The organism is Serratia sp. CY55921 (assembly GCF_052167655.1).
In the GTDB taxonomy this organism is placed as follows: domain Bacteria; phylum Pseudomonadota; class Gammaproteobacteria; order Enterobacterales; family Enterobacteriaceae; genus Serratia; species Serratia ureilytica.
On the sequence record NZ_JBJNMU010000001.1, the window covers coordinates 563,380 to 588,386 of the forward strand.

Annotated in this window: 21 protein-coding genes and 3 pseudogenes; 13 read left to right on the forward strand and 11 right to left on the reverse strand. The window is 60.3% G+C overall.

The features are described 5' to 3' along the window. Window position 1: 1 nt before the first annotated feature. Window positions 2-1,417: a pyridoxal phosphate-dependent decarboxylase family protein gene (locus tag ACJ8M3_RS02665; protein WP_046688509.1), complete on the reverse strand. Its 1,416-nt coding sequence runs from the start codon at window positions 1,415-1,417 to the stop codon at window positions 2-4. A gap of 101 nt (window positions 1,418-1,518) precedes the next feature. Here ACJ8M3_RS02665 and ACJ8M3_RS02670 point away from each other — a divergent pair, with 101 nt between their 5' ends. Further along, window positions 1,519-2,394 (forward strand): LysR substrate-binding domain-containing protein, encoded by an 876-nt coding sequence (locus ACJ8M3_RS02670; RefSeq protein WP_033643592.1) that lies wholly within the window; start codon window positions 1,519-1,521, stop codon window positions 2,392-2,394. Here ACJ8M3_RS02670 and ACJ8M3_RS02675 read toward each other — a convergent pair. Both ACJ8M3_RS02675 and ACJ8M3_RS02680 read right to left on the reverse strand, forming a co-directional pair. Continuing rightward, on the reverse strand, window positions 2,391-3,776 hold the full coding sequence (locus ACJ8M3_RS02675; protein ID WP_089197186.1) for a CoA transferase: 1,386 nt from the start codon (window positions 3,774-3,776) through the stop codon (window positions 2,391-2,393). The genes ACJ8M3_RS02670 and ACJ8M3_RS02675 overlap by 4 nt on opposite strands. A gap of 62 nt (window positions 3,777-3,838) precedes the next feature. Next, a complete protein-coding gene (locus tag ACJ8M3_RS02680) occupies window positions 3,839-6,019 on the reverse strand; it encodes a glycoside hydrolase (RefSeq protein WP_089197185.1) in 2,181 nt (726 codons plus the stop codon). Between the two features lie 501 nt (window positions 6,020-6,520). Between ACJ8M3_RS02680 and ACJ8M3_RS02685 the strand changes: the two genes are divergently transcribed. Then, window positions 6,521-7,219, forward strand: coding sequence for an MgtC family protein (locus ACJ8M3_RS02685; RefSeq protein WP_025303346.1), 699 nt, complete (start codon window positions 6,521-6,523; stop codon window positions 7,217-7,219). Between the two features lie 242 nt (window positions 7,220-7,461). After that, window positions 7,462-10,161 carry a magnesium-translocating P-type ATPase gene (gene mgtA / locus ACJ8M3_RS02690; RefSeq protein ID WP_089197184.1) on the forward strand — a complete coding sequence of 900 codons (2,700 nt, stop codon included), beginning with the start codon at window positions 7,462-7,464 and terminating at the stop codon, window positions 10,159-10,161. 48 nt (window positions 10,162-10,209) lie between these two features. On the opposite strand, the gene ACJ8M3_RS02695 is transcribed toward mgtA, so the two are convergent. The 4 genes from ACJ8M3_RS02695 to ACJ8M3_RS02710 form a co-directional block, all read right to left on the reverse strand. Continuing rightward, window positions 10,210-10,983 (reverse strand): DUF3307 domain-containing protein, encoded by a 774-nt coding sequence (locus ACJ8M3_RS02695; protein ID WP_089197183.1) that lies wholly within the window; start codon window positions 10,981-10,983, stop codon window positions 10,210-10,212. A 2-nt stretch (window positions 10,984-10,985) separates the two neighbouring features. Then, on the reverse strand, window positions 10,986-11,582 hold the full coding sequence (locus ACJ8M3_RS02700) for a hypothetical protein (RefSeq protein ID WP_069100618.1): 597 nt from the start codon (window positions 11,580-11,582) through the stop codon (window positions 10,986-10,988). Window positions 11,583-11,795: 213 nt separating this feature from the next. Beyond that, on the reverse strand, window positions 11,796-11,975 hold the full coding sequence (locus tag ACJ8M3_RS02705; RefSeq protein WP_004935085.1) for a hypothetical protein: 180 nt from the start codon (window positions 11,973-11,975) through the stop codon (window positions 11,796-11,798). Window positions 11,976-12,070: 95 nt separating this feature from the next. Continuing rightward, window positions 12,071-13,180, reverse strand: a complete 1,110-nt coding sequence (locus ACJ8M3_RS02710; protein ID WP_069100617.1) for a YbdK family carboxylate-amine ligase — start codon at window positions 13,178-13,180, stop codon at window positions 12,071-12,073. A gap of 150 nt (window positions 13,181-13,330) precedes the next feature. On the opposite strand from ACJ8M3_RS02710, the gene ACJ8M3_RS02715 reads away from it, so the two are divergent. From ACJ8M3_RS02715 to arsC, 3 genes are all read left to right on the forward strand, one after another. Continuing rightward, a complete protein-coding gene (locus ACJ8M3_RS02715) occupies window positions 13,331-13,657 on the forward strand; it encodes a metalloregulator ArsR/SmtB family transcription factor (protein WP_033650826.1) in 327 nt (108 codons plus the stop codon). Window positions 13,658-13,726: 69 nt separating this feature from the next. After that, window positions 13,727-15,016 carry an arsenic transporter gene (locus tag ACJ8M3_RS02720; RefSeq protein ID WP_042784908.1) on the forward strand — a complete coding sequence of 430 codons (1,290 nt, stop codon included), beginning with the start codon at window positions 13,727-13,729 and terminating at the stop codon, window positions 15,014-15,016. Between the two features lie 14 nt (window positions 15,017-15,030). Then, complete coding sequence (gene arsC, locus ACJ8M3_RS02725) at window positions 15,031-15,462, forward strand: glutaredoxin-dependent arsenate reductase (RefSeq protein ID WP_069100616.1); 432 nt, start codon at window positions 15,031-15,033, stop codon at window positions 15,460-15,462. A gap of 26 nt (window positions 15,463-15,488) precedes the next feature. Here arsC and ACJ8M3_RS02730 read toward each other — a convergent pair whose 3' ends face one another. From ACJ8M3_RS02730 to fdhD, 3 genes are read right to left on the reverse strand one after another with little or no spacing between them, the layout of a single operon-like run. Beyond that, complete coding sequence (locus ACJ8M3_RS02730) at window positions 15,489-16,451, reverse strand: Dyp-type peroxidase (protein WP_033643584.1); 963 nt, start codon at window positions 16,449-16,451, stop codon at window positions 15,489-15,491. 34 nt (window positions 16,452-16,485) lie between these two features. After that, the gene (locus ACJ8M3_RS02735) at window positions 16,486-17,403 is read right to left on the reverse strand and encodes a bestrophin family protein (protein WP_033643582.1); all 918 of its coding nucleotides are present in this window, start codon (window positions 17,401-17,403) and stop codon (window positions 16,486-16,488) included. Window positions 17,404-17,461: 58 nt separating this feature from the next. Continuing rightward, the gene (gene fdhD / locus ACJ8M3_RS02740; protein ID WP_033650829.1) at window positions 17,462-18,304 is read right to left on the reverse strand and encodes a formate dehydrogenase accessory sulfurtransferase FdhD; all 843 of its coding nucleotides are present in this window, start codon (window positions 18,302-18,304) and stop codon (window positions 17,462-17,464) included. Window positions 18,305-18,599: 295 nt separating this feature from the next. On the opposite strand from fdhD, the pseudogene ACJ8M3_RS02745 reads away from it, so the two are divergent. The 7 genes and pseudogenes from ACJ8M3_RS02745 to umuC all read left to right on the forward strand — a co-directional run. Beyond that, a pseudogene (locus ACJ8M3_RS02745) lies at window positions 18,600-18,790 on the forward strand (DNA polymerase V); the annotation flags it as partial. A gap of 14 nt (window positions 18,791-18,804) precedes the next feature. Beyond that, window positions 18,805-19,050, forward strand: a complete 246-nt coding sequence (locus ACJ8M3_RS02750; protein ID WP_033650831.1) for a hypothetical protein — start codon at window positions 18,805-18,807, stop codon at window positions 19,048-19,050. A 117-nt stretch (window positions 19,051-19,167) separates the two neighbouring features. Next, window positions 19,168-19,380 (forward strand): annotated as a pseudogene (locus ACJ8M3_RS02755) (resolvase); the annotation flags it as partial. A gap of 75 nt (window positions 19,381-19,455) precedes the next feature. Then, window positions 19,456-19,827 (forward strand): hypothetical protein, encoded by a 372-nt coding sequence (locus ACJ8M3_RS02760; RefSeq protein ID WP_126502249.1) that lies wholly within the window; start codon window positions 19,456-19,458, stop codon window positions 19,825-19,827. A gap of 313 nt (window positions 19,828-20,140) precedes the next feature. Continuing rightward, window positions 20,141-20,320, forward strand: a pseudogene (locus tag ACJ8M3_RS02765) (SOS response-associated peptidase family protein); the annotation flags it as partial. Between the two features lie 188 nt (window positions 20,321-20,508). Then, on the forward strand, window positions 20,509-20,943 hold the full coding sequence (umuD, locus tag ACJ8M3_RS02770) for a translesion error-prone DNA polymerase V autoproteolytic subunit (protein ID WP_033643579.1): 435 nt from the start codon (window positions 20,509-20,511) through the stop codon (window positions 20,941-20,943). Window positions 20,944-20,945: 2 nt separating this feature from the next. Then, window positions 20,946-22,262 carry a translesion error-prone DNA polymerase V subunit UmuC gene (gene umuC / locus ACJ8M3_RS02775; RefSeq protein ID WP_033643578.1) on the forward strand — a complete coding sequence of 439 codons (1,317 nt, stop codon included), beginning with the start codon at window positions 20,946-20,948 and terminating at the stop codon, window positions 22,260-22,262. 27 nt (window positions 22,263-22,289) lie between these two features. Here umuC and aceE read toward each other — a convergent pair whose 3' ends face one another. Continuing rightward, window positions 22,290-24,965: a pyruvate dehydrogenase (acetyl-transferring), homodimeric type gene (gene aceE, locus ACJ8M3_RS02780; protein WP_089194900.1), complete on the reverse strand. Its 2,676-nt coding sequence runs from the start codon at window positions 24,963-24,965 to the stop codon at window positions 22,290-22,292. Between the last annotated feature and the right edge of the window lie 42 nt (window positions 24,966-25,007).

Here is a 25,007-nt window from a genome sequence, read left to right on the forward strand (position 1 = left end):
TTTAGGCCGTCTCCGCCAGGCAATGGCGCAGCGAGTCCAGCGTCAGGCGAATGTCCTGTTCCTCCGTCATCCAGTTGACCAGCGCGGCGCGGATCCCCGGCTGGCCGTTATAACGCGTAGGGGTGCAACGCGCCACCCCATGCCGGCTAAGGCGTTCGAGAAAGCGATCGCGCGCCGCTTCGCTGTCGCCCTGTGGATGACTGAGGGCAAAGCACACCACGTTCATATTCACGGGCGCCAACAGATGGAAACCGTCCTCGGCCGCTAACGCCGCTCCCAGCGCCTGCGCCAGTTCGACATTGCGCTCGACGATATCTCGTATGCCGCTGCGGCCATAGGCTTTCAGCGTCAGCCAAAGCGGCAGGGCGCGGAAGCGGCGCGAATTTTCCGGCGTCAGATGCAGATAGTTGTCTGGCCGCAGCGTCGGTGCTTCCAGGTAGGCCGAATGGTTCTGAAATACCTGCATCTGCAGATCCAGATGGCGGGTAAATTGGATCGCGCTGTCATAAGGCACGTTCAGCCATTTGTGCGCATCGACGGTGATGGAATCGGCATGCTGCCAGCCCTCGAGCCTTGGGGCGTAGAGCGGCGAGCAGGCCGCCACGCCGCCGAATGCCGCATCGACATGCAGCCAAAATGGATAACGCTCTCGCAGCGCCAGCAGTTGCGGCAGATCGTCGAAAGCGACGGTATTGACCGTGCCGGCACTGGCCAGTACCAACGTTGGCTGGCCTGCGCTAGCGGCCAGCTGCCGCTCCAGCGCCGCCATATCCATGGCTTCAGACTCCGGCAGGCTGGCGACGATCGTCAATGCCTCGCGGCCGATACCGAGCATGCTGAGCGCCTTCACGCTGCTGGAATGCGGATTGGCTCCAAGAACCCGGATCGGGCCCAACGCCGCCAGGCCTTGTTGGGCGATATCCACGCCGCGCTGTTGCCCCAGCCACTGCCGACCAATGGCCAGCCCGGTGAAATTGGCCATGGTCGCGCCGCTGACCAGGCTGCCGCTGAACGTTTCCGGCAGGCCCAGCAGGGATTTCAATTGCGTCACGGCCGCCAGCTCGATCGTGGCTGCGATGGTATCATGGCTGAGCAGGCTATTTTGGTCTGTCACGCTAACCAGCCAGTCCGCTGCGACCGCCGCCGGGGTGCCGCCGCCGGTGACGAAGCCGAAATAACGCGGGCCGGCGCTGGCGGAAATGCCGGCCTGATAACGTTGCCAAAAGCGCTCCAGCGCCGCCAGGGCGCCTTCGCCGTTTTCGTCGAGCCGATCGTCGCCCGGTTGCAGCTGCTGATGCTCGAGCGGTGGGCAGACCGAGCGTTGCTGCAGCCCAGCCAGGAAATCTTCCGCCAGTTGGCGGGTGTGATCGAGGATCTGCGGAAACTGTGCGAGGTCCTGTTGTAAACGTGGGTGCATGGCGGCTCCGAAAGCGTCAGGGATGATGGGGTAAACATAGAACATTTGCCTGCCGGTCAAAATCGATGAAAAATAACCTTTTTGGATAGCCTGGTTAACCAATGATGAGTGAACGCATTCCCTTGCATGTCTTGCCGACCTTTGCGATCGCCGCCAGGTTGGAAAATTTGCGCGCTGCGGCGCAACAGGTGCATTTGACGCACGGCGCGGTCAGCCAGCAAATTCAGCTGTTGGAGCAGGCGGTCGGCTCTCCGCTGTTTGAACGGCGCGGGCGCGGTGTGCGCCTGAATGCCGCCGGGCGAGAGTTGCTGGCGGCGGTAGAGCCGGCGCTGCAGGCGCTGCAGCAGGGCGTCGCCCGCGCCCGGCGAGCGGCGGCAAGCCAGACGCTCCGCATCAGCGTGTTGCCGTCTTTTGCCCATTACTGGCTGCTGCCGCGTCTGTCGGCTTTTCATGAGGCCTGTGCCGATATTGCGCTGGATATCGATGCGTCGCTGGCGCTGCAGGATCTGTCGCAGCGGGGGTTCGATGCGGCGATCCGCATCGGCAGCGGTCAATGGGCGGGGCTGCAGGCGCAGCGCATCGCCTCGGGGGACGTGTTGCCTGTCGCTTCGCCGGATATGGCGCGAGAATGGGGGGCGGCTTTCGAGAACGGTGGCGATATTCCGTTGCTCGAGCACGACGTCAGTCCCTGGCGCGACTGGTTCAACGCGCAGGGGCGCCCGTTATGCGGGCGGCAACAGGCGTTGTTCAACGATGCCGGATTATTGATTCGCGCGGCGGAGCAAGGGTTTGGCATCGCGTTGGCGAAAAAGCTGCTGGTGCAGGATGCTCTCGACGCGGGGAGGCTGGTGGCCTTGGCCGCGCCCTGTCGCCTGAGCGATGACGACGTTTATCTGGCATGGCCGCAGACCGCCGGGTTGACGCCGGCGGTCACCCGCTTGCTGCAGTGGCTTCAGCAGCAGTTGGCGGCGATTTAGCGGCGTAGCCATTCCGGTTGCGAGGTGCCGAGCGGGGTCGCCGGCAGCGCCCATTGCAGCGCCGTGCCCTGCAGACTCAACGGCGCGCGCAGGCGTTGCGCGGCCCCCCAGTGAGTCAGTTCCGTTTCAGGGTTCTCGTCGGCGCTTCCGGCCGGTGTCAGCGGTTCCGGCCGATAATGCGTCGGGTAGGGATGCGCCAGCAGCAGCTGCGCCGTCCGCGCCAGCGACAAGCGCGCGCGATAGCCGGTGCCGCGGTACAGGCGCTGCGTCATACCGGTCAGCACCGCCGCCGCCATCAAATAGCCGGTGGCGTGATCCAGCGCCTGTACCGGCAGCGGCACAGGCAAACTGGCGCTGCGCCAAACCATGCCCGCCTCCGCCAGCCCGCAGCTCATCTGCACCAGACTGTCGAAACCGCGCCGGGTGCGCCACGGCCCGCTCCAGCCGTAGGCATTCAGGCAGACGTCGATCAGGCCCGGCGCCAGCGCGTGCCTTTCCTCCGCGCCATAGCCCAGTTTCTCCAGCGCGCCGGCGCGGTAGCCGTGCACGATCACGTCGGCGTTTCTCAGCAGGTGCTCAAACGTATGGCGATCGCGCGCATTGGTCAGATTGAGGCGCGCGCTGCGCTTGCCCAACATCACTTCGTGTTCGACCCCGGGCTCATCCCACCCGTAAGGGTCGATACGCAGCACGTCGGCGCCCAAGCCGGCGAGAAAACGCGTGGCGATCGGCCCGGCAAGAATGCGCGTCAGGTCCAGTACCCGCACGCCGTGCAGCGGCCGGGCGACGGGTAGCGTCCAGCCGGGCGATGGCGCTTCCGGCTGCAATGCGGTGTGGATCAGCGGTTCGAGCGCCACGCTTTTACCCTGAATATGTTGTCGCCACGCGGCCGCCGAACGCATTTGGGCTGCGCAGCCGCCGGCCGCGATCACCGCTTCCTCCAGCTCGCTTTTTTTCCAGGCCAGCACACGTTCCGCCAGCGCGCCTTTCTTCGATGCCGGGCCCAGCACCTGTTCCACCGCTCGCCGATGGTGTGGCGCATTGGTATGCAGGCGTATCCAGCCGTCCGCCGTGGCGTAGTCGCCGGCCAGCGCGTCCCAGGCGGCGGGCAGCGTCCAACCCAGCGGGCGTAGCGTCCAGCCGAACCAAAGCGAGGCCAGGCGTTGATCGACCCAAACCTGCTGCGCGGCGGCGCCCTCGCGCCGCAGCAGCTCGGCGCAGGCTAAACCTGCGGCGCTCCAGGCGGCGGTGGCCAATTCGGTCACGGGAAAAGCCGAAGGCAATGCGCCGGTGCCGCTTACGGTGAGGCGATCGGCGGGGGCAGGGCATTGCCCGAGGCTTTGCCAAATCTCGTCGAGCAGAGTGTGGATCAGGGGAGTCATCGGCCGCTCCTTGTGGGTAAAACGGAAATATAGCCTAGCGTAGCCCACTGTCGGCGGCCTTGCTAAGGTGCGACGTCGAGAGTGCGGCCGTCGGCCAGTTTGGCGCGTACGCTGTGGGGCGCCACGCCGCCGAAAGGTTGCGCGCTGAAATTGGCGGTCAGGGTCGATCCGTCGCTGAACGTCGTCTGTTGCACCCAGCCGTCCCGATCGAGCCAGCGGAAGTCGGTTAACGCTTTATCCCACAAGGCTTGATGCAGCGGCCGGAAGGCGGCATCGGCGCGTTTTATCGCCGGTAAGCGCGCCGCCAGAGTGGTGCGGCTCAGGTGGAACATCGGCGCGGTGTTGTACAGCTGGCTGAGCAGGCTGCGGGTGGTCTGAACGTCGCTGAACTTCAGATTGTCGTAATTCCAGTGGTGGCTGCTGACGATAGCATCGTGGAAAACGGCCTGATACAGCGGCAGGCGGTAACGCGGATCGAATTCGACGGTACGGTAGGGCTGTTTCACTTTGGCGGGGCGGAAGAAAAACGCCGGTTGGGCGTTGGGCCACCAAGCGCCGAGATAATAGGGCGAGGATTTATCCTGATTCATCTGTTTATCTCCCCAGCCGAATCCCCAGGTTTCCATGCCGTGGGCGAACATCAGGCTGCGCGCGGTCACTGCGTTGCCATCCTCTGAGCCCAGCGGCAACTTAAGGGTGGCGCTGAACCAGGCGAGCCGGGCGTTGCGGGCTTCGGCCATCTGCGCCGCGCCGGTTGGGTGGTCGGGCTGATAGTCGTCGGACACCATGCCGGTGCCGTCCACATCGAGAAACAGGCTGTTCAACCCGGCCAATTGCACCAGTTCGCGCATGCGCTGTTGAGAATAGGGCAGGACACAGCCTGGATTGAGGTAATAACCCTGTTTACCGAAGCCGGGTTTCCTGCTGCCGTCTGCACGCACGATGGCGCAGGATTCCCGCAGCGTCGTCGGCAACTGCGCGGTGAGCCAGCTGTCGTTGACGCCGCGCGCGATGGCGGTATCGTAGGAGTCGTAGCTGGCGATCAGATAACCGGCCGCTTTGGCGGCGGCTACCGCTTGCGGGTGCAGGAAGGCGGCGGTCCAGTTATCGGTGCCCAACCACAGGCGCGGCAAACCGGCCTGGCGCAGCGCGTCGATCAACGGTTTGGCCAACCCTTGCCCCCAACCGTCCGCTGGGGTTAACCAGCGTCCCAGCTCCCGTTGCGCCAGCGCCCGCACTGCGGCGGCCTGGCGCTGTTGCGCCTGCAGAAAGTCGGCGTCATCCGGCGTCGCGCCAAGCGCGAACTGCGCCGTCAACGCCCGGTTGATGCCGTCGATCAGGGGCTGTTGTTGCCAGCCCTCCGGCGTTTTTCCCGCCAGCCGCAGCAGCAAGCTTCTGCTCTCGGCGTCCATCTTCTGCCGCAGCGCTTCGGCGGCGGGAGAGGCGAAGTAGTGCAGTAATCCCGGCCAATCCTTGACATCTTCCGCCGCCAGCAATTGGTCGCCCCACAGATAGATATGGGTAGCGCCGATCAGCTTTTCGCCTTCGGGCGCCTGCTTGATCTTCTCGCGCAGGCTGCTGAACCGGCCGTTTTGTTGCAGATAGTCGCGGTAACGGCGGGCGCCGGACAGCGGGGCGTTGCCGACGTGCAGCAGCACCTCGAATGCCTGTTGTTGATTGAAGCGATTGAATTGGTGGCTGGCGCGCATCGCCAGCTTTTCCTGCGCGGTGGCGAAGGCTATCTGGTTACTGAACGGCGTCAACATCAGCCAGCTGTAGACGTTACCCTGGTGTTGCAGGCTCCACAGCGGCAGTTTCAGATCCCAGTTGGTATCCAGCGGCGTCATTTCCGTCGTCAGGTAATGACGCCAGACCGCGTTGTCCAGCGGGATGCGGCTGCCTTCGCCGATCGGCAACAGCAGCGTTTCCCCCTGCGGCATACGATACCAGTTCAGGGTTTGCGGCCGATCGCTGCTGAAGCTCAGGCGCAGATCGCCGCCTTCCAGACGGGCGCTGACGTTGATTGCGCGTTGCGGCCATCGCCAGCTGGCGCGTCGTGGCGTTGCGGTAAGATCCGTTACCTGCTGCGCAGGCTGCGCCAGATTGATCGGCACCGGGCCTGCGGCGATATGCAGCGTGGCAGGGTCGAGTTCAAATTGCACGTCGCCTTGCTGCAGCAGTAAGGCATCGGCGGGAAAACTGATGAGCAGCGCCAGCGCGAGCGGGGAAAACCGTTGTTTCATCAGGGGCGTCCTTGGAAGATGAAAGAGGGCAGTTTACCGATAAGCGCACTGTCGCCCAATGTCGCCATCTTCTATTTGTGACATCGAAATATAAACGCCGTATTCCAGTTTATTTTTCGTTTAATAAATTAGCCTTTACTTCATTACCCGACGTCACTATACTCAGCCAAAATTTCAGTGGAGAAACCCAATTGGACAGTTGTAGTTGTAATAAAACAAATAAGGCAAGCTGACCAATTCTCTTCTGATTTGTTGCTTGCCGTTATCGGCGGGCAGCACCCCTCTCCAGTTATTTCTGAGCTGTGCATACCCGAATAAGAAACGTTTCCTGATGCCTGACGGTTTCAGGTGAATTGAGTTGGACGTTATTATGGTATTCTGCAGCCAAAGCCTTTTCCCTCCAGGCACAGCACGCTGATTCGCTGATTTATTTTCAGCGCGATTTCGCGTGTGCTAAACAGCACATGATTTTATCTCCTGCGGTTAATTAAGGGGACAGTCATGGCTATGACTCCTTTCGTTTTGAATTTATTGCTGGCGATGTGCCTGGGCGCGGTCATTGGCGCCGAACGCCAGTGGCGCCAACGCATGGCCGGCCTGCGCACCAATGCGCTGGTGGCGACCGGCGCGGCGGTCTTTATTCTCAGCTCCATGTCCACCGATCCGGCCAGCGCCGGCCGCGTGGCGGCGCAGATCGTATCCGGTATCGGCTTCCTCGGCGCCGGCGTGATCATGCGTGAAGGGCTTAATATTCGCGGCCTCAATACCGCCGCCACGCTGTGGTGTTCGGCGGGGATCGGCGTACTGTGCGGCCTGGGCCAGCATTGGGATGCGGTGGTCGCTACGCTGGTGATCCTGTGCGCCAATATCCTGCTGCGCGAAGCCGCGCAGCGCATCAATCTGCAGCCGCATCAGCAGGCGACCGATCTGGAACTGTGCTATCGCATTCAGGTGACCTGCGGCGAGCAGGACGAAATTCTGGTGCGCACCCTGATCCTGCAGGCGCTGAACGGCGTCGCCTTGCGGCTGCAATCCTTGCGCAGCGCCGATATTTCGAGCCCGGGGCAATTGGAAGTGTGCGCGGAAATTACCGCTACGCCGGCCGCGCAAAAAGAAATCGAAGGCATTGTCTGCCGCGTCAGTCTGGAAAAAAGCGTGAGCGCCGTTCGCTGGCGCGTCGCGTCCGAATTACCGGTCTGATTAATGATATAAATATTGATTAACTTGATTATATGTTCAGGTTTATTCATGCACGCCTTGAATAACGCTGAACATTAAGGAGGTGTTATGGACGATGACCCCGGAAGGAAAATGATTCCAGCGTGGCGACAGGGTAATTCCGCCATTTAGTCACGCTAATAAAAAATTCCAAGCTGCGCATAGTCACCTGTTTATCGGGCGGGGCTTCGCTGTGCGCAGAACTAAAATAAGAGAATAGCGTTATGACTCAGATTAATGAAAGAACGCGTCGCCGTGATAAAGACGCGGTGACCTACGCCATTGCGCAAGAGGCCACCAACAGCATCGCTCAAACGCTGGCGAACCTGAAGTGCAACCGCAACGGCTTGACCCAGGACGACGCCGATGAGCGGCTGGAGCAGTTCGGCGCCAACCAGGTCGCCCATGACAAGGCGCCGCATGCCTTGATCCAGCTGATCAAGGCCTTCAACAACCCGTTTATCTTCGTGCTGATGGTGCTGGCTGCGATCAGTTTCTTTACCGATTATTGGCTGCCGCTCCAGAGCGGTGAAGAAACTGAACTCACCGGCGTCATTATCATCCTGACCATGGTCACGCTGAGCGGGCTGCTGCGTTTCTGGCAGGAATACCGCACCAACAAAGCGGCGGAAGCGCTGAAATCGATGGTGCGCACCACCGCCACGGTGCTGCGCCGCAGCAGCTACAGTGCGCATCCGCTGACGCTGGAAGTGCCGATCCGCGAACTGGTGCCGGGAGATATCATCCAGCTCTCCGCCGGTGACATGGTGCCGGCCGACGTGCGTCTTATCGCCTCGCGCGATCTGTTCATCAGCCAGGCGATTTTGACCGGCGAAGCGATCCCTATCGAGAAATACGATGCCATGGGCAACGTGGCGCAGAAGTCGAGCGACGGGGAGGTATCCAGCGAGAACGCGCTGCTTGAGCTCTCCAACATCTGCCTGATGGGCACCAACGTCGCCAGCGGCACCGCCACGGCGGTGGTGGTGGCGACCGGCGGCCGCACCTACTTCGGCTCGCTGGCCAAGTCGATCGTCGGCTCGCGGGCGCAGACTGCGTTCGATCGCGGGGTGAACAGCGTCAGCTGGCTGTTGATTCGCTTCATGCTGGTGATGGTGCCGGTGGTGTTGCTGATCAACGGCTTCACCAAAGGCGACTGGAGCGAAGCGGCGCTGTTCGCGCTGGCGGTGGCGGTCGGCCTGACGCCGGAAATGCTGCCGATGATCGTCAGCTCCAACCTGGCGAAAGGGGCGATCGCCATGTCGCGTCGCAAGGTGGTGGTGAAGCGTCTGAACGCCATTCAGAACTTTGGCGCCATGGACGTGCTTTGCACCGACAAGACCGGCACGCTGACCCAGGACCGCATCATTCTCGAGCACCACATCGACGTCAACGGCGCCAGAGATAACGAGGTGCTGCACCTGGCCTGGTTGAACAGCTTCCATCAGAGCGGCATGAAGAACCTGATGGATCAGGCGGTGATCCGCTTTGGCCGCGGCAAACCGGGGATTGAAGCCCTGGGGCGTTTCAGCAAGGTGGACGAGCTGCCGTTCGATTTCGTGCGCCGCCGTTTGTCGATCGTGGTGGCGGATGAGAATGGCCGCCAGCAGCTGATTTGTAAGGGCGCGGTGGAGGAGATGCTGGAGATCGCCACCCACGTGCGCGAAGGCGATCAGACGCTGGTGCTGGACGACGCGCGCCGTGCAGCGTTGCAGGCGCTGGCCCGAGAATATAACGAAGACGGTTTCCGCGTGCTGGTGCTGGCGACGCGCGAGCTGGATGCGCAGCGCCCGGCCGAACCGCTGAGCGTGGCCGACGAACGCGATATGGTGGTGCAAGGGCTGCTGACCTTCCTCGATCCGCCGAAGGAGAGCGCTCAGCAGGCGATCGCCGCGCTGCAGGAAAATGGCGTGACGGTGAAGGTGCTGACCGGCGACAACCCGGTGATCACCTGCAAGATTTGCCGCGACGTCGGGCTGGAGCCGGGCGAGCCGCTCTCCGGGCTGCGGATTGAACAGATGGATGACGAAGAACTGGCGCGCGAAGTGGAACAGCGCACGGTCTTCACCAAGCTGACGCCGCTGCAAAAATCGCGGGTGCTGAAAATGCTGCAGGCCAACGGCCATACCGTCGGCTTCCTCGGCGACGGCATCAACGATGCGCCGGCGCTGCGCGACGCCGACGTCGGCATCTCGGTCGACACCGGTACCGATATCGCCAAGGAGTCGGCGGACATCATCCTGTTGGAAAAGAACCTGATGGTGCTGGAAGAGGGGGTAATCAAAGGGCGCGAGACCTTCGGCAATATCATCAAGTACCTGAACATGACCGCCAGCTCCAACTTCGGCAACGTGTTCTCGGTGCTGGTGGCCAGCGCCTTCATCCCGTTCCTGCCGATGCTGGCGATCCACCTGTTGATTCAGAACCTGATGTACGACATTTCTCAGCTGTCGCTGCCGTGGGACAAGATGGACAAAGAGTTTCTGCGCAAACCGCGCAAGTGGGACTCCAAAAACATCGGGCGCTTTATGCTGTGGATTGGGCCGACCTCGTCAATCTTCGATATCACGACGTATGCGCTGATGTGGTACGTGTTCGCCGCCAACAGCGTGGAACACCAGGCGCTGTTCCAGTCCGGCTGGTTCATTGAGGGGCTGCTGTCGCAAACGCTGGTGGTGCATATGTTGCGCACCCAGAAGATCCCGTTCATTCAGAGCACGGCGGCGTTGCCGGTCTTGCTGACCACCGGGTTGGTGATGGCGCTCGGCATCTACATTCCGTTCTCGCCGCTCGGCGCCCTGGTTGGCTTGCAGCCGCTGCCGTGGGAATACTTCCCGTGGTTGGCCGCTACGCTGGTCAGCTACTGCGTGGTCGCACAGTTGATGAAGCGTTTCTATATCCGCCGCTTCGGCGAGTGGCTCTAAGCCGCCTCGGCGTTCACTTCGGGGGCGAAATTCTTCGCCCCCGCACCGCTACAGCAGTTTGTTGACCAGCAGGCCGAGCATGATGGTCAGCGTGAAGGAAAACAGCGTGCCGAGCAGCACATACTCGGTACGCATCTTATCGTCACTTTGGCGTAGATCGCCGAAACGGAAGATAGATTTGGCCGCCAGCAAAAAACCGATCGCCGGAATTTGCCCCAGCAGCACAAAGGTCAGGATCAGCGTTCTTTCCAGATAGCCAATCTGTTTGCCCGCGCGCAGCAGCGAATCGTTGTCGGCCTTGGCCGAAGGCGGCATTTGCGGCGTCCAGCGCGCCAGCAGTTGCCCAATCAGCAGGCTCATCGGCAGATAAATCAGGCTGTAGGCCACCAGCACCAGGCCGGTTTGCCAACTCCCCAGTTGCCGTCCCAACGCCGCGAGCAGTTCACCGGAATTCGGCGTCAGCCCCAGCCACAGCAAGGCGATTACCGCCAGATGCAACCCCTGATCGAGCAGGAAACTGCGGGCCGGGCTCAGGCGGGTCATGACGGTGACTTTCAGCAAATCGATCAGGTAGTGGCTGACGGCGATGACCAGCAGGCTGACCAGCACCTGAAATGAAGAAAGCCCGCCGTGCAGCAGGCCGAACCCGGCCACCACCCAGGCGGCCAGCACCCCGTGCAGCAACGCGTGCAACAGCAGAAAACGCGAACGCGCGCGATGTTGGATTTTATCTTCCACCCAACTCAGCGGCTGCAGCGGAAAATCCGCCAGCAGATGGACGATCAACAGCCAGGCCAGTAAAGGCGCATAGGTCAGATCCATAGTCAGACGATCCTGTTAATGGCGTGAATAAACCGCATGATCTCCTCATAGGCCGCGCGTTTGAGCGTGGCGGAGACCGTGGAAGCGGCTTTTTGCAGCTGCTCGGCTACGGCCGCGCCGCTGTCGGCGAACATTCTCGCCTGGACGATGCGCGCTTCGGTCTGCGACAAGCGGCCAATGACATGATCTAACATCGGCAGCAGATCGCTGACAATGGCGTTTGTCCGATCGTTGTCGGTTTTCAGAGCCAGGCGGCAATTTTTCGTCATGGCGTCCAGCGCGCTGCCGGAGTTGATAAAGGCGCTACCGTAACCGGCGGCGTCGGGCCGTTGGCTACCCAGCCCGACGGCGATGCGCGCATCCCAGTGAGCGGTGCCCATCGCCCGCAGCGCAGTGCGAATATACACTGCCAGCAACAGCCCGTCCTCCGGCGCGGCCTGCGCCTGGAAGGCATCGCCGCGAAAGATTTCCACCTGGCGCAGCCGCCCGTCGCGCTGCAGCCGATCGAGCAGGCTGTGCAGCCCGTTGAGGTAGTTGACGGTGTCTGACCGGCGAGAATCGACCAGATCGCCGCTGATTACGCTGATTGGCGTCGGCATGGCGTGATCCGTTGTGGATGGGGGATGACTATAAATTCGCACCTGAATACGAATATGTCAATAATTCGTCTCTAAAGGCGAATTTTCCGGGTGTTGGTCGGTGGAGGCGAAACGTCGGGGGCGAAGAGAAAGGGAGAGAGACGGCCGGGAATGCGCGGACCTGTCAGGCCCGCCACCGGCGGCGTAGACGGAAAGAGGCCGGCGACCGGCCGTTCAGAAGCTTTTGACCAGCACGTCACGCGGCATTTCACTGCCGTGTTTCAGCAGGTGCTCAAACGATCTTTCGCTGCTTTTCAGCTGCTGCAAAAACTCCTGCGGCGACAGATCGTGCTTTTTGCCGCTCATGTAAGCCAGCGCCAGTTCTTTTGCCTGATAGCGGGAGAAATTGTACATAGTGTCCTCGATACGGTGAATGTCAGTGCTCACGATTGTAGCGAAAGAGCACATAATGAACAGCCGCTTTGGCGTATGGAATCGATAGCCGAAACTTAACTTGCCGGTTGCAACAGCTCATCGCACAGGCGTTTGATGACCTGGGTTTGCGGCAGGCCGTTGTGCAACATCTGGCGGATATGCTCCGCATCGCTGATGCCCCGGCGCACATGGCGCTCGACCGCCTGCAGCACGGCCCGATCCTCCTGCCGCTCGGCGAAGCCGCTCAGCGTGTCGAGGGTGTGCAGGATATGTGCGGTCAGGCTGCAGCGGCGCAGCGTGGCGGGATCGACGTATTCGGCGGCGAAACCGCTGCGATAGGCGTTGATCTTGTTGTAGTTGGTGAAGGCATCGTACTCCGGCGCGATCGGCGTGCGGTGTTGCAACAGAAAATCGGCCAGCAGACGGCAGTAGCCGACCAGCAGCGTGGCGTGCGCGAGGCGCAGCGGCGTATCGCAGATGCGGATCTCTACCGTGCCCAGCTCCGGTTTCGGCCGCGCATCCCAGTAAATATCCTTGACGCTGTCGATGACGCCGGCGGCATGCAGCCGGTCATAGTAGGCGTTGAATTCGCGCCAGCTGTAGATGTGTTCCAGGCAGCCGTAATTGGGGAAAGAATTCTGTGCGCTGAAACGGGAGCTGGCAAAGCGCGTATCGACGCCCTGGTACAGCGGTGACGAAGCGCTGAGCGCGATCAGCTGCGGAAAATAGGGCGTCAGCGCATGGCACAGGTACATCGCCTCGTCTCCGTCGTTGACGCCGAGGTGGATGTGTTGGCCGAATACGCAGGCCAGTTTGGAGAGATAGCCAAAGCGGCTGGCCAGCTGCCTGTAGCGCGCGTTGTCGCTGATGACCTGCTTGCGCCAGTCGTTGCTCAGGTGGCGGCCGCCGCCGCAGACGTCACAGCCCAGGCGTCGTGCGCTGCGCCGGACGGTATCGGTCAGGGCGCGCAGCTCGGCGTGCAGCGCATCGAGATCGCGGTGCACCGAGCTGTTCAGTTCCACCATCGACTTGGTGAGCTCATGTTTGACGCGTCGGCGGTCGCCGACCGCGCTGACCACCCGGTCAGCCCGATCCGTAAGATCGTAGTGCTCGTCATCGACCAGCTGCAGCTCTATTTCGGTGCCGATGGAGAGTCTTTCCGACGGTTTGAATGTGAGCGGCATGGCGCCTCCTTCCCATAAAAACAGCGTAAGATAAGTATAAGTTGTTGGGCTGGGGATAACGCCTTGCGTTTTATATTTGCTTTTTCGAATATGAAGGTGATATTTTCACGAGCGATTTGTCGAGCAGATAAAGGTTAACGGGAGTGCGACATGACGTCATTGACGCCGCTGAAGCTGTTTAAAAACTTGTCGGATGAGACGCGTCTGACGCTGGTGCTGGTGCTGCGCCACGCCGGCGAGCTGTGCGTGTGCGAGCTGTCGGGCGCACTGGCACTGCCGCAGCCAAAAATATCAAGACATCTGGCGATGCTGCGTGAAAGCGGGCTGTTGCTCGATCGGCGCGATGGCAAGTGGATACATTATCGCCTGTCGCCGCATATGCCGGCCTGGGCGGCGGCTATTATTGAGCAGGCTTATCAGTGCCGATCAGAACAGATGATGGAATTGGCGCAACGCGCGGCGAAAGGTTGCCCGTAACGATAAAAAATTTGCCTTAACATATCCGGAAAAACATATATGTAAACTTGAAGAAGCAGCGAGGCGACGATGATAGTGGCAGGGACAATCTTTATTCTGACGTTGATTTTGGTGATTTGGCAACCGAAAGGGCTGGGCATCGGTTGGAGTGCGTCGATCGGGGCGGGATTGGCATTAGTGAGCGGCGTGGTGCACGTCGGTGATATTCCCGTGGTGTGGCAGATAGTCTGGAATGCGACCGCGACCTTCATCGCCGTCATCATCATTAGCCTGCTGCTGGATGAAAGCGGCTTCTTCACCTGGACCGCCTTGCATGTCGCACGTTGGGGCAACGGCAAAGGTCGATGGCTGTTTACCTACATGTTGCTGCTAGGGGCTGTAGTGGCAGCGTTGTTCGCGAACGACGGCGCCGCGTTGATTCTGACGCCGATCGTGATCGCCATGCTGTCGGCGCTCGGTTTTCGTCCTGCTGCCGTGCTGGCTTTCGTCATGGCGGCGGGCTTTATCGCCGATACTGCCAGCCTGCCGCTGGTGGTGTCCAACCTGGTAAATATCGTTTCAGCGGATTTCTTCCGGCTGGGCTTTACGGAGTATGCGGCGGTGATGGTGCCGGTCAACCTTGCCGCCGTCGCGGCGACGCTGGTGATGTTGCATCTGTTCTTCCGCAAGGATATTCCGCAGCGCTACGCATTGACGCGTTTACCGGTGCCACGGGAAGCGATTCGCGATCGCACGACGTTTCGGACCGGCTGGGCCGTATTGGCGCTGTTGTTGATGGGTTTTTTCGCCCTGGAGCCGCTCGGCGTGCCCGTCAGTTTGGTCGCCGCTTGCGGCGCCCTGGTTTTGCTGGCGGTGGCGAAACGCGGGCGAGCGATCGATACCGGTAAAGTGTTGCGCGGGGCGCCCTGGCAGATCGTCATTTTCTCACTGGGCATGTATCTGGTGATCTACGGGTTGCGCAACGCCGGTTTGACCGATTGGCTTTCCGGTGTGCTGGACGCGTTGGCACGGCAGGGGCTGTGGGCGGCGACGTTTGGCACCGGTTTCCTGAGCGCATTTCTCTCTTCCATCATGAATAACATGCCGACGGTATTGGTGGGGGCGTTGTCTATCGACGGCAGCAGTGCGGAAGGCGTCATCAAACAGGCGATGATTTACGCTAACGTTATCGGCAGCGATCTCGGCCCCAAAATTACCCCGATTGGCAGCCTGGCGACGTTACTGTGGCTGCATGTGTTGGCACAAAAGAACATCGTCATTACCTGGGGCTATTATTTCCGCGTGGGGCTGGTGATGACGTTACCGATTTTGTTTGTCACCCTGGCCGCGCTAGCATTGCGGTTGTCCGTTTTGCCCTGACCGGAGAAATCGTCATGAGCGACATCAAGATTTACCATAACCCGGCCTGCGGCACGTCGCGCAATACGTTGGCGTTGATCCGCAACAGCGGCGTTGAGCCAGAGGTGGTTTTGTATCTGGAAACGCCGCCAAGCCGCGAACGATTGATTGCGTTGCTGGACGAAATGGGCATGACGCCGCGCGCGTTGCTGCGCAAAAACGTCGAGCCTTACGCCGAGCTGAAGCTGGACGAAGCCGGCTGGCGCGATGATCAACTGATCGATTTCATGCTGCAACAGCCGATCCTGATCAACCGCCCCATTGTGGTGACCCCGCTCGGCACGCGTTTGTGCCGTCCGTCGGAGGTGGTGTTGGAGATTCTGCCGGATCCGCAGCGCGGCGCCTTCAGCAAAGAGGACGGGGAGCCGGTGATTGATGCGCAGGGCCACAGGATAACCAACGGCTAATCGCTGCGGCCCCGCATTTCATCCAATCAGTGCAGTTCGGCGCCGCTGCGATCGGCCAGCGCTTCCAGCAGCGGGGCAGAAGGCACGAAGAACAGGGTGCCGGTCACCGCGTGACTAAAATCGAGCAGCCGATCGTAGTTGCCGGCCGGGCGGCCGATAAACATGTTTTCCAGCATCTGCTCGATCGGCTGCGGGGAGCGCGCATAGCCGATAAAGTAGGTGCCGAACTCGCGCAGGCCGGGGCGGCCGAACGGCATGTTGTCGCGCAGAATTTTCACCTCGTTGCCTTGCTCGTCGGTGATGGTGGTCAACGAACTGTGCGACGACGACGGTTTGACCGCTTCATCCAGCTCGATGTTGGACTGTTTATGGCGGCCGATGATCTTCTCCTGCGTTTCCACGCTGAGCGAATTCCAGCCCTGCATATCGTGCAGGTATTTCTGCACCAGCACATAGCTGCCGCCGCTGAACGCCGCGTCTTCGTCGCCGATCACCGTGTAGTCGAAGGCTTCGTGCCCCTCCGGGTTCTCCGTACCGTCGACGAAGCCGATCATGGCGCGCTGATCGAAATAACGGAAGCCGTGCACCTCCTCGATCACCGTCACGGCGTCGCCGAGCTTGGCGGTCAACTGAGAGGCCAGTTCAAAACACAGATCCATTTCATCGGCGCGGATGTGCAGCAGGATGTCGCCAGGCGTGGCGACCGCAACGCGCTCCCCGCTACCGATCGGGCTGAACGGATGCAGCTGGCGAGGGCGCGGCGCGCCGAACAGCGTATCCCAGGCCTCGGAGCCGAAGCCGCAGACGCAGGTGAGATTGCCCGCCGGCGCGCGTTTGCCGACCGAACGCACCACGGCGGCGATATCGCCGCACCAGGCGCGCACCGCCGCCAGATGGGCAGGAACGGGCGACAGGGTGGCGACGATGAAAATGGCATGGCGCGTGACCGGCGTGAATACGGCTTGCGGCGGGGTGTTATTTGCATTCATTGCATTCGGCTCCAGTGTGTTCGGGTGAAATAGATCAGATCAAATTAAAGTGCTCGTCGGGTTTCATCGGCGGTGGCAGCGGGCTTTGGTCGTTCATTTCCAGCAGGTTGCGCTCGATGGTGTTGCAAATGGCGTTTAACGGCAGATGGTTGGCCGACACGCCGAACGGATCCTCCAGCTCTTCGGCCAGTGAGTCCCAGGATAAGAAGGTATAGGAAATGAACACCGAAACAAACGGTGTCATGTAATGCAGATCGGTCACCAGGGCAAAAGGCAACAGGCTGCAGAACAGGTAAACGGTGCGCTGCAGGATCAGGGTATAGGCGAACGGCACCGGGGTGCTGGCGAGCCGTTCGCAGCCGCCGAGGGTGTGAGACAGTTCGCTCAGCTTATCGTCGATCAGCCCGAAGGTGATGTCGCTCAGCAGGCCCTGACGGCGCAATTTGCCGATTTCCTGGCCCAGCATCAGCAGGATGCGGTTGGTCGGCATCGGGCTGGCGATCACCTCGGCCAGCTCGTTGCCGGTGAGATTGTGGTACAGATCGGCGGTGGGGTCGGTGCCGCGCAGCTGATGCTTCAGGCTCCAGCTAAAGGCGATCAGCAGCTTGGCGACCTTTTGCTGCACCGCCGGTTCGTCCGGCAGCAGGCTTTTGATCTGGCGCAGCAGGGTGCGTTCGGTAATCAGCAGCGAGCCCCACAGGTTGCGCGCTTCGACAAAGCGGCTGTAGCCGGCGTTATTGCGAAAGCCGAGAAAAATGGCGATGGCGATGCCCAACAGGCTGAACGGCGCAATGGTCAAATGCACGCCGAGCTGTTCGTACCATTGGTAGCTGATCACCGCCACTATCGACATCAGCACGTTCAGCGACAGGCGAAAGGTAATTTTTGACAGCACGGAACCGTGCCAGGCGAACAGGCGAAAAAACCAGTTCTGGTGCGGGCGAATTATCATAACGTGGGTGCTTCCTGGTGTCCTGCTATTGAGAATAGTCGATTCTTATCCGGCGGCGCTATGCCGCCGTTGTCGATTGCCAGAGCCGTTGCGGGTGCGTATAGACGGTGGCGCGCCCCGGTTTGCTGAAGCCCACCAGCGTCAGGTTGCTGCGCTCGGCCACTTCCACCGCCAGACGGGTGGCGGCGGAGACGGCGAACAGGATCTCGACGCCGCACATGGCGGACTTTTGCACCATTTCATAGCTTGCGCGGCTCGAGACCAGCGCCGCCCCTTGCGACCAGGCCTGTTGGCTGCGGTAACCCAGCAGTTTGTCGAGCGCCACATGGCGGCCGACGTCTTCACATCCGCCGCTGAGCGCGCCGTCCGGCTGGATCCAGGCCGCCGCATGGGTGCAGCCGGTCAGTTTTCCCACCGTTTGCACTTCCTGCAGTTGAGCCAACGCCCGGTCGAGCTGGGCCAAATCGAAACGTTGGGTGAAGGGCAGCGGTGCGATGGGCTGAGCAACCTCCTGCAGCTGCTCGACCCCGCAGACGCCGCAGCCGGTGCGGCCGGCCAGGCTGCGGCGCTTCTCTTTCAGCTGCATAAAGCGGCGGCTCGAGAGCTCTACATGCACTTCAATGCCGTTGCAGGCCGGTTGTTGACGGATGTCGTAGATATCGTCGGGAGAGGTGATGATGCCTTCGGACAGCGAAAAACCGATGGCGAAGGCCGCCAGATCTTTTGGCGTCGCCATCATCACCACGTGGGAAATGCCGTTGTACACCAGTGCGACCGGCACTTCTTCCGCCAGCCAATCCTGCTGCGCCTGAGCCAGATCGGTGCGCTGCCAGACCGCATGGCGAGACAGGCAGGCCTGTTCGATGTCGTCGGTTTCTGCGAGGAGTAGGTGCTTGTTCATAACGTTCTCGTGACCGTCGGTGACGAGGCGCCGACGGGGATGAATGCTTATTGAGCAGGTGTGGACATTATACAGGATTCTGATCCCGCTCGCGTAGGGAATCACGCCCTGCAGGTTATCCACAGTTTTAGTGGATAACGTGTGTGCAAGGCAGCGTGAAACCGTTAGCAGGCGTAAAAAAAAATCGCTCAGAAAATTATTATATTACGCGGCAAAGCGCGATCTGCAGGGGGATAGGGGGTTGCACGCGTTCGCGTTTTGTTTATGCTTTACTGTATAAATATACAGTTTGGTTATGATTATGCTGAGCAATTCAAGGTTGTATGCTTTTTCACCAGGTGAGCCCCTGACGTTACCGCTGTTTGCCGATCGCGTGGCCTGCGGTTTTCCCTCCTCGGCGCAGGACTATGTCGAGAGCCGGCTGGATATCGGCAAACTGCTGGTGCGGCATCCTAATGCCACTTATTCGTGCGCGCCAGCGGTGAGATGGAGCGAGCAGGATGGATCAGGCACTGAATTTTTCACTCAGCTATGCGCAGCTGATCCGGGAAGCAGAAGATGCGATTAAAAAATGCAATCTGAACCAGGGCGGGATGGGTTACACCCTAGAGTTGGGTAAGCCTTCTGCCATTCTGAGTTTCTGGTACGGTCTGGCGCTGCAGGGCTATCCGGGCACAATAATGGATGAACGTGTTGATGCCGACCGGCTGCGCCTGCATGTCCTCATCTATAAGAGAGAGGAGTGACATCGTGGCAACGGTTAACGTCCGCCGGCCGTCGCCGCTGTAGCGACGGATGCTGATTGTGCTGGCCGAACCTGCGTGCCCCCTGCCTGCTGCTGTGGCGCGCGGACGGAACGATCAAGTCGCCGCCAACGGCAAAAGCCGGGAATTGAACGGGCGCATACGTTGGGTAGATACCGGGGAAAGCAGGCAGATCAGGAACGACATCAGAAAGTCCTGTACTACCGACAGATTAAGAAACTGAGCATCCGAGAAACAGCAGACGCGACAGGCTACAGTACTTCCCAAGTTTGTCGCATTCAGGCCTTCTATAAAGAAGTTGAGACTGATTAAAAAGCAGCCTTAATGTACAATAATTTTCGATATCCAAACTGACCCCATGAACAATCAATGAGTTAGAGGTGAAAGATGATTTCATACAAAAAAATCATACCTGCTCTTGTCATATTCGCTTTATCTAATGCTGTGGCATATGCGAATGATTTCGACAAATCAAATGAAGCGATGGCAATTTCAGCAATAGGTTTTTCTGGCTCAAATGCTCGTGTTGCACATGATGTTTGTGGGGCAACCAATGAGAAAATTGATAAATATAAAAAACAAATAAAAGACTCATTAACTAGAACATTAAAGTATGAACAGTCAGGATTCGATACGCATTGGGATAATGGTTGGAAAAATGCTGATTTTTTGGTTAAGTCATTAAGTAATGATGAAGCCTATAAAAAAGAATATTGCCGAGAGGTTTTAGATGGAATTAATAATCCTGAAATGAATTAAGGATTATTCCTTATTCGGGGTTCTACGCCGGAACCCCAGATTTTTCCGTCCGCTAAAATTATCCCCGGTTGAGCAGCTTTATACCGTCAGCTCGCAGTGGACCATCAGGGGAAATGTGGCGGTACAGCGTTTGTCGGGTTATCCCAAGCTCCTGGCATAACGTACTGACTTTCGTCTCTGGCCGTCCCATTGATGCCATTGCCAGTCGCAATTTTATTGGCGTCATTTTGTAAGGCCGTCCGCCGTTCCTCCCGTGGGCTCTTGCTGAGGCAAGGCCTGCCGCTGTTCTTTGCGGCGCTGTACGCAGCAGAGACCGACGGCCGCGCGCGACTGGCTCGACACCCGCTTAGTCCCGCCCTCTGGTCAAATGCAGGCTGACGTGTACAGCCTGCAGGCAGAGGATTTCGTCTGGCAACCGGTATCGCCCGCCGTCGGCGCCGTTCGCAATGACAATCCCTCACTCATCCTGCCCATCGATACGCCAACGGTCTGAGTGCCGCATTATCCACAGTTTTGGTGGATATCATGTGTGCAAACACACGTGAAGAACGCCAAAAGCTGCAGGAAAAATCGCTCAGAAAATTATTATATTACGCGGGAAAGCGCGATCCGCAGGGGGATTGGGGGTTGCACGCGTTCGCGTTTTGTTTATGCTTAACTGTATAAATATACAGTTTGGTTATGATTATGCTGAGCAATTCAAGGTTGTATGCTTTTTCACCAGGTGAACCCCTAACGTTACCGCTGTTTGCCGATCGCGTGGCCTGCGGCTTTCCTTCCCCGGCGCAGGACTATGTCGAAGGCCGGCTGGACATCGGCAAGCTGCTGGTGCGGCACCCCAACGCCACCTATTTCGTGCGCGCCAGCGGCGAATCGATGATCGACGGCAACATTCGGGACGGCGATCTGCTGATTGTCGACAGCGCCCTGACGCCGGAGCATGGCAATATCGTGATCGCTGCGGTGGACGGTGAATTCACCGTCAAAAAGCTGCAGTGCCACCCCGACGTGCGGCTGTTGCCGATGAATCCCGCCTACGCGCCCATCGTGTTCGACGACGAAGCGCAGCTGGAGATTTTCGGCGTGGTGACCTTTATCGTCTACGCGGCGCTGTAGCCATGTTCGCCCTGGTAGACGTCAACAGCTTCTACGCTTCCTGCGAGACCATTTTCCGGCCCGACCTGCGGGGGCGGCCGGTGATTGTGTTGTCCAACAACGACGGCTGCGTGATCGCCCGCAGCGCCGAGGCGAAGGCGCTGGGCGTGCCGATGGGCGCGCCTTATTTCAAGATCAAAGAGGAGATGCGCCGTCGCAACGTCGCGGTGTTCTCCTCCAACTACGCGCTGTACGCCGATATGTCCCGCCGGGTGATGGACACGCTGGAGGAGATGGCGCCGGCGGTGGAGATCTATTCACTGGACGAAGCCTTTCTGCGGCTGGACGGCGTGGCGCGCTGCGAGGCGCTGGAACCGTTCGGCCAGCGGGTGCGCGATCGCATCCGGCGCGAGCTGCATTTGACGGTCGGGGTCGGCATTGCGCCGAGCAAAACGCTGGCCAAGCTGGCTAACTTCGCGGCCAAGAAATGGCGCGGCACCGGCGGCGTGGTGGATTTATCCGATCCGGCGCGCCAGCGCAAACTGCTGGCGTTGCTTCCGGTGGAAGAAGTGTGGGGCGTGGGCCGCCGCCTGACGCGCCAGCTGCAGGCGATGGGCATTCACACCGCGCTGCAGCTGGCGGACTGCGATACCCGGCTGGCGCGTAAAACCTTCAGCGTGGTGCTGGAGCGCACGATACGTGAGCTGCGCGGCGAGTCATGCCTGCAATGGGAAGATGAGGCGGCGGCGAAAGAGCAGATCATCTGTTCCCGCTCGTTCGGCCAGCGGTTGACGCACTACCCGCACATGCGCGAGGCGATCTGCAGCTATGCCGAACGCGCCGCCGAAAAGCTGCGACAGGAAAAGCGCTATTGCCGCAACGTGTCGGTGTTTATCAAAACCAGCCCGCATTCGGCGGGCGAAGGCTATTACAGCAATATGGGCACCGCCCGGCTGCAAACGCCGAGCAACGACAGCCGCGACATCATCGCCATGGCGGTGCGCGCGCTGGAGAGCATTTGGCAGGAGGGGCGGCGTTATCTGAAGGGCGGCGTGATGCTGGGGGATTTCAGCGCCGCCGCCATGGCGCAGATCGACCTGTTCGACGACTGCCCGCCGCGCCGCAACAGCGAGCGCCTGATGGCGACCCTCGATCGCCTGAATCAGGAAGGGCGCGGGCGCGTATGGTTCGCCGGGCAGGGGATCGTCAAACCGTGGCAAATGAAGCGCGACATGCTGTCGCCGGCCTACACCACCCGGCTGGCGGACATTCCCGTGGTGCGGCTGGGGGAGCGGGCGCCGCGCGCTGCCGAATCGAAGGAAGAAAAACGCCGCGGGTGACAACCGGCGGCGTGGGTAGGCTGAGTGTTACTTCACCGCAGCCGGATCCGGCTTATCGGGGGCGATGCCGTACAGCGCCATGGCGCGGTTGACCTCGCTGCGGGCGATACGGCCTTCGTCAGCCAGCAGCTTCAGGGCGGCGAGCGCGATGAAATGGCGGTTGACCTCGAAGAACTCACGCAGCGCCTCGCGGGTGTCCGAGCGGCCAAAACCGTCGGTGCCCAAGGCGATAAAGGTGCGGTCGGGCAAGAACGGTTTGATCTGATCGCCGACGATCTTCATATAGTCCGTCGCTACCACTACCGGGCCGGGATGCGCCGCCAGCAGGCTTTGTATATAAGGGACTTTCGGCGGATCTTCCGGATGCAGCAGGTTCCAGCGTTCGGCCGCCATGCCGTTGCGGCGCAGCTCGCTCAGGCTGGTGGCGCTCCAGATATCGCTGGCGACGCCAAAGTCCACGGCCAACAGCTCCGCCGCCGCCAGCGCCTCGCGCATGATGGCGCCGCTGGCGACCAGCTGAGCACGCGGGCTCTCTTGGGTTGTCGCTGCGCTCTGTTTGAGCAAATACGCCCCCTGGATAATCCCGTCCTCTACGCCCGCCGGCATCGGCGGCTGCGGGTATCCCTCATTGAGCAAGGTGATGTAGTAGTAAATATCCTCTTGCTCAACGAACATCCTGCGCATGCCGCTCTGAACGATCACTGCGAGTTCATAGGCATAGGTCGGATCGTAGGAGACGCAGCTGGGGATCACGGAAGACAGCACGTGGCTGTGGCCGTCGTCATGCTGCAAGCCTTCGCCCATCAGGGTGGTTCTGCCGGAGGTGGCGCCGAGCAGGAAACCCTTGGTGCGCGCGTCGGCCGCCGCCCAGGCGAGATCGCCCACCCGCTGCAGCCCGAACATGGAGTAGAAGATATAGAACGGGATCGTCGCGACATCGTGGTTGCTGTAGGCGGTGCCGGCGGCGATCCAGGTCGATATCGCGCCGGATTCGTTGATGCCTTCCTGCAAAATCTGGCCGTCTTTGGCCTCTTTATAGTAGCTGAGCTGCCCGGCATCCTGCGGGGTATATAGCTGGCCGAGCCAGGAATGGATGCCAATCTGGCGGAACAGGCCTTCCATGCCGAACGTGCGCGACTCGTCCGGCACGATGGGCACGATCAGTTTGCCGATGTTGGGGTCTTTGAGCAGCGCGCCGAGGATATTGACGAAGGCCATGGTGGTTGACATGTTGCGCTCGCCGCTGCCCTTAAGGAGACTGTCGAAGCGCGATAACGCCGGTATCGCCAGCGGGGTGGATTGGCCGAAGCGGGCGGGGATGTAGCCGCCCAGCGCGGTGCGCGTCGCGGTGATGTACTTCGCCGCCGCGCTGTCGGGCTCGGGCTTCAGATAAGGGATCGCTTCCAGCTGCGCATCGGGGAGCGTCAACCCCAAACGATCGCGGAAGGCTTTCACCGCATCCTGGCTCATTTTTTTCAGCTGATGGTTGATGTTCTGCCCTTCACCGGCTTCTCCCATGCCGAACCCTTTGACCGTTTTGGCCAATACCACCGTCGGCCTGCCCGGGGTATGCATCGCCTGATGGTAGGCGGCGTACACCTTTTGCGGATCGTGGCCGCCGCGGTGCAGCGCCCAGATCTCATCGTCGCTCAGATCGGCGACCAGCGCGAGCAACTCCGGGTACTTGCCGAAGAAATGCTCCCGCACATAGGCGCCGCTTTGCGACTTGAAGGTCTGGTAATCGCCGTCGACGCACTCCATCATGCGCTGCATCAGCAGCCCGGAGCGATCTTTTTGCAGGAGTTTGTCCCAGCCACTGCCCCAGATCACCTTGATCACCTGCCAGCCGGCGGCTTTGAAGGTGCCTTCCAGTTCCTGAATGATCTTGCCGTTGCCGCGCACGGGACCATCCAGCCGCTGCAGATTGCAGTTCACGACGAAGATCAGGTTATCGAGCTTTTCTCGCCCGCCCAGCGCAATTGCCGCCAGCGATTCCGGTTGATCCATCTCGCCGTCGCCGAGAAACGCCCACACCTTTCTCCCCTGATGCGGTTTCAACCCGCGGTATTCCAGATAGCGCATATAGCGTGCCTGATAGGCGGCGGTCAGCGGCCCCAGCCCCATCGAAACGGTGGGATATTGCCAGAAATCTGGCATCAGCCTGGGGTGCGGATAGGAAGAAAGGCCGCGGCGCGCGGATTCGCGGCGAAAGTTGTCGAGCTGCTCCTCGTCGATGCGGCCTTCGAGATAGGCGCGGCCGTAAATGCCGGGGGCGGAGTGACCCTGGATATACACCATGTCACCGGCAAACTCATCGGTGCGTCCGCGGAAAAAGTGCGTGAATCCCACGTCGTAAAGCACCGCGGCCGACTGGTAGGTGGCGATGTGTCCGCCGACGTTGGAATGTTTGCCGGCGCGCAGCACCATCGCCATGGCGTTCCAGCGAATAAACGCATTGATGCGCGCTTCCGCGGCCAGATCGCCGGGATACGTCGGCTGCTTATAGACCGGGATCGTATTCACGTACGGCGTGGTGACCATGCTGAAGAAATCGCCGTGTTTTCGCTGATCGGCTTCGGCCATTCTTTCCAACAAAAAATGCGCGCGTTCACGGCCGTCGATGTCGGCGACCCCTTCAAATGCCTCAAGCCATTCAGCCGTCTCTTGTGGGTCAAGATCTGCTTTTACCGCGGGTTGGTTCATAAAAGCTCCAAATGTACTTACCTGATAAGGCGCTGAGCGATA